This window comes from Albidovulum sp. (genome assembly GCF_041919395.1).
Classification (GTDB): Bacteria; Pseudomonadota; Alphaproteobacteria; order Rhodobacterales; family Rhodobacteraceae; genus Albidovulum.
In genome coordinates this window covers 1-3,653 of the sequence record NZ_JAYRTX010000158.1, presented here as the reverse complement: position 1 = coordinate 3,653, position 3,653 = coordinate 1, and the positions used below count along the sequence as shown (strand labels likewise).

Below are 3,653 nucleotides of genomic sequence, written 5' to 3'. Positions count from 1 at the left end.
GGTCGCACAGCCGGTGCCGACGCGGGTCGGCGGCTTCGGCGGCGTCGCGGGGCTTGTGCGCTACCTGCGGGACGAAGGCGTCACTCACGTGGTCGATGCGACCCATCCCTTTGCCGCCCGGATGAGCCGGAATGCAGTCGAGGCTTGCGACGCGGCGGGCGTGCCGCTCTGCGGCTTCGAGCGTCCGCCTTGGGAGCCCGGCCGCGGCGACGACTGGCGTTCCGTGCCCGATGTCGCGGCGGCGGTCGCCGCGCTGCCCGACACGCCGGCACGGGTTTTCCTTGCCATCGGCCGACAGAACCTGGAGCCCTTCGCCGCCAGGCCGCAGCACCGCTATCTGCTTCGCCTCGTCGATCCGCCCGAGGGTGTTCTGCCCCTGCCTGACGCCGAAATCGTCATCGCCCGCGGCCCGTTCACCGAGACCGGGGACGCAGCGCTTCTTTCTGCCCATGGCATCGAGTTCATCGTGGCCAAAAACGCCGGGGGCACGGGAGCGCGGGCCAAGCTCGATGCGGCGCGCACGCTTGGCCTGCCGGTGATCCTGATCGACCGGCCCGCTCTGCCACCCCGCCGGATCGCGCGAAGCGTCGAAGAGGTTATGGCATTCCTCGCTCATCCGGCCGACCTCGGGGTATAGAGGAAGCGCCCGACCCGGCGGGTATCGGCATTGCCGATGATCACGACGGTCCGCATGTCGGCCATCTCGGTCACGGCCTCGGCCAAAGTCACGGTTTCCAGCCGCTCGTCGGGCGTCGTGACCGCGCGGGCGAAGGATATGAGCCGGTCGGGCCCGCATTCCTCGCGCAGGATCTCCAGCGCGCGGCCGAACTGGTGCGGCCGGCTCCTGGAGCGCGGGTTGTAGAAGGCCATGGCGAAGCCGGCCCGCGCGGCGAGGCGAAGCCGGCGTTCGACCAGGTCCCAGGGCTTGAGGTTGTCCGAAAGGTTGATCGCGCAGAAATCGTGGCCGAGCGGCGCTCCGAGCCGGGCGGACGCTGCCAGCATCGCGGTGATGCCGGGCAGGACGCGGATGTCGAAGGCGGCGGGATCGGGGCGCCGTTCCAGTGCCTCGAAAACGGCCGCTGCCATCGCGAAGACACCGGGATCGCCCGAGGAGACAACGACGACGCGCCGCCCCGCCGCCGCCATGTCGAGCGCGTGGTTGGCGCGGTCGATCTCCACCCGGTTGTCGGACGGGTGCAGCGTCAGCCCGTCGCGCGGCGTGACGCGGGCGACATAGGGGATGTAGCCCACCACATCGGTCGCCTCGGCCAGGGTCGCGCGCACCTCCTCCGTCACAAGCCGTTCGTCCCCCGGCCCGAGCCCGGCGATGGCGATCCAGCCGGTCATGGCCGCCGCCCCTGGCCGTGAACCACCGCGATGGAGAAATAGGGCACCCTGGCCGGCGCCTCGGCCAGCCGGTGCACGCGCTGGTCGGCCATCGTGCCGTGCTCCACGAGCCAGGCGGTGTCGAGCCGCCCCGCCGCGATCAGCGCGCGTTTCAGCTTGTCCAGGTTGCGGCCGATCTTCATGACGACCAGCGCATCGGTGTCGCGGATGCGGCGCGTCAGTTCCTCTTCCCCCATCGTCGCTGTCACCACGGTCAGCACGTCATCGCCCCAGGTGATCGGCTCGCCGGTCGCGGTCCAGCAGCCCGACATGCCGGTGATGCCGGGAATGACCTCGACGGTGCTGCGGTCGCGCAGCCGCGTGTAGAGGTGCATGAAGCTGCCGTAGAAGAAGGGATCGCCCTCGCAGAGCACCAGAACCGTCTCTGTTTCGGCCAGACCTGCCAGTTTTCCGGCCCAGTCGTCGTAGAAGTCGGCCATCAGCCGGTTGTATTCAGGGTCGGCGAAGGGGATTTCGGTCGTGACCGGATACTCCATCGGATACTCGATGGCGTCGGCGCGCAGCATGCCGCTCACGATCTTGCGCGCCTGGCCCTCGTAGCCGGTCTTGCGGAAATAGGCGACATGGGCCGAGCCGCGCACAAGGCGATCCGCCTTCACGCTCATCAGGTCCGGGTCGCCGGGACCGAGTCCGACGCAGATGACCTTTCCCATCGTCATTCCTTCCGGCTGGCGAGCGCGTTCACGGCCGCGACCGTGATCGCCGATCCGCCGAGGCGACCCTTCACGATCAGCGACGGGGCAGGCAGATCCGCCATCAGCGCGTCCTTCGATTCCGCCGCGCCGACGAAGCCCACCGGGCAGCCGATGATCGCGGCGGGGCGCGGGCAGGCCGGGTCTTCCAGCATGTTGAGAAGGTGGAAAAGCGCGGTCGGTGCGTTGCCGATGGCGACCACGGCACCCGCCAGATGCAGCCGCCAAAGCTCCAGCGCGGCGGCGGAGCGGGTGTTGCCCATCGCCTTCGCCATCTCCGGCACGCGCGGATCGTGAAGGGTGCAGATCACTTCGTTACCAGCCGGCAGGCGGGGACGCGTGATCCCCTCGCTCACCATCCGCGCATCGCAGAGGATCGGCGCGCCGGCTTCAAGTGCTGCACGGGCGGCGATGGCCATGCCGGGGGAAAAGCGGACATGATCCTCAAGCCCGACCATTCCGGCGGCATGGATCATGCGGACGACGACGATTTCCTCTTCCGGCGTGAACCGCGCGAGGTCGGCCTCGGCGCGGATCGTCGCGAAGCTTTCGAGGTAGATTGCGGCGCCGTCGGTCTGGTAGCTGTGGGCCATGGGTTATCCGGTCGGGAAAAGGTCGGTGGCGGTCAGGCGCACTGCATCTGTGGTGGTGCGGGCCGGAGCGCCTGCGGCGGTGTCGTTCAGGATCAGGTCATAGCGGTCGGGCGCGGTCGCCGTCAGCGTCGCGGGCGCCGCGCCGGGATGGGCGCAGCCCTTGGCGCATCCCGAGACGTGAAGGAGCTTTCCCTGCGGCACCCGCGGCGCGAGACGGCGGGCCAGCGCGCGGGTCGGTCCCAGCGCCTGCGGACAGCCCGGAGCGCCGGTGCAGGCGACGACGTTAAGAAGCGGATCGGCCGGGTTGGTGATGAAGTCGCCATCATCGTGCAAGTCGCGCCGGCGCTTGAGACCGGAAGAGAAATAGACCATGCGCCATGGCGTTATCCGAATGCTGCCCCCCGCCTTGGCCAGCCATGAAAATTTCTCCGCCCGGACCTGACCGAAGGCGAACGCCAAGAGCTCGCCGCCGCCGTAGGAGCCGGGTTTCGGCTGGCGTGCCTCCGGGGCAGCGGGAACGTCGCCTGCCAGCCCCGCAGGCAGTTGCGCACCACGGGCGATGTGATCGCGCATCCTGCCCCTGCCGTCCGGGCCGACACCGCCGGAGTCGATGAACCAGCGCGCCATTTCAATCGCAAGCCCGGCTGCGGTGTCGCCCGTGACCAGTTTACCGGTAGGCATCCCGTCGGCGCGAAGAATGAAATCGTACCATCCCGTTGCGGCACTTTCGATCCGTATGTCTCCGATGTCTCGTGCAAGATGCCGAAGGCCCCGGCCCAGGTCGACAATGAAGCCGAACTTGCCGGGAAGGCGTGGTGCATCCGGGATGGCGAGCGCATCGGCCAGCGCATCGGCAATCGGAACGTTCGGATAATGATCCGGGTCGCCGAGAAAGTGCGGACGGACGGGATTCACGAGGATGTTCCGCCGCGCTTCGTTTTCGGCATTCTCATCGACCAGA

Annotated in this window: 5 protein-coding genes; 1 reads left to right on the top strand and 4 read right to left on the bottom strand. The window is 68.7% G+C overall.

The window, feature by feature from the left end:
- On the top strand, positions 1-637 hold a 637-nt coding region (locus ACMUOO_RS16665), incomplete at its 5' end, for a cobalt-precorrin-6A reductase (RefSeq protein WP_413855758.1).
- Here ACMUOO_RS16665 and cobJ read toward each other — a convergent pair.
- From cobJ to ACMUOO_RS16645, 4 genes are all read right to left on the bottom strand, one after another.
- A complete protein-coding gene (gene cobJ / locus ACMUOO_RS16660) occupies positions 613-1,347 on the bottom strand; it encodes a precorrin-3B C(17)-methyltransferase (protein WP_301918116.1) in 735 nt (244 codons plus the stop codon). The two genes, ACMUOO_RS16665 and cobJ, sit on opposite strands and share 25 nt — an antisense overlap.
- A complete protein-coding gene (locus ACMUOO_RS16655; protein ID WP_301918123.1) occupies positions 1,344-2,060 on the bottom strand; it encodes a precorrin-2 C(20)-methyltransferase in 717 nt (238 codons plus the stop codon). The genes cobJ and ACMUOO_RS16655 overlap by 4 nt, the downstream gene beginning before the upstream one ends.
- A 2-nt stretch (positions 2,061-2,062) precedes the next feature.
- Positions 2,063-2,692, bottom strand: a complete 630-nt coding sequence (locus ACMUOO_RS16650) for a precorrin-8X methylmutase (RefSeq protein ID WP_301918117.1) — start codon at positions 2,690-2,692, stop codon at positions 2,063-2,065.
- 3 nt (positions 2,693-2,695) lie between these two features.
- The coding region (locus ACMUOO_RS16645) for a precorrin-3B synthase (RefSeq protein ID WP_413855757.1) at positions 2,696-3,653 on the bottom strand (958 nt) is incomplete at its 5' end.

Coding starts and splice junctions, on each gene's coding strand:
- cobJ (WP_301918116.1), bottom strand. CDS start 1,347: ATGACCGGCTGGATCGCCATCGCCGGGCTCGGGCCGGGGGACGAACGG.
- ACMUOO_RS16655 (WP_301918123.1), bottom strand. CDS start 2,060: ATGGGAAAGGTCATCTGCGTCGGACTCGGTCCCGGCGACCCGGACCTG.
- ACMUOO_RS16650 (WP_301918117.1), bottom strand. CDS start 2,692: ATGGCCCACAGCTACCAGACCGACGGCGCCGCAATCTACCTCGAAAGC.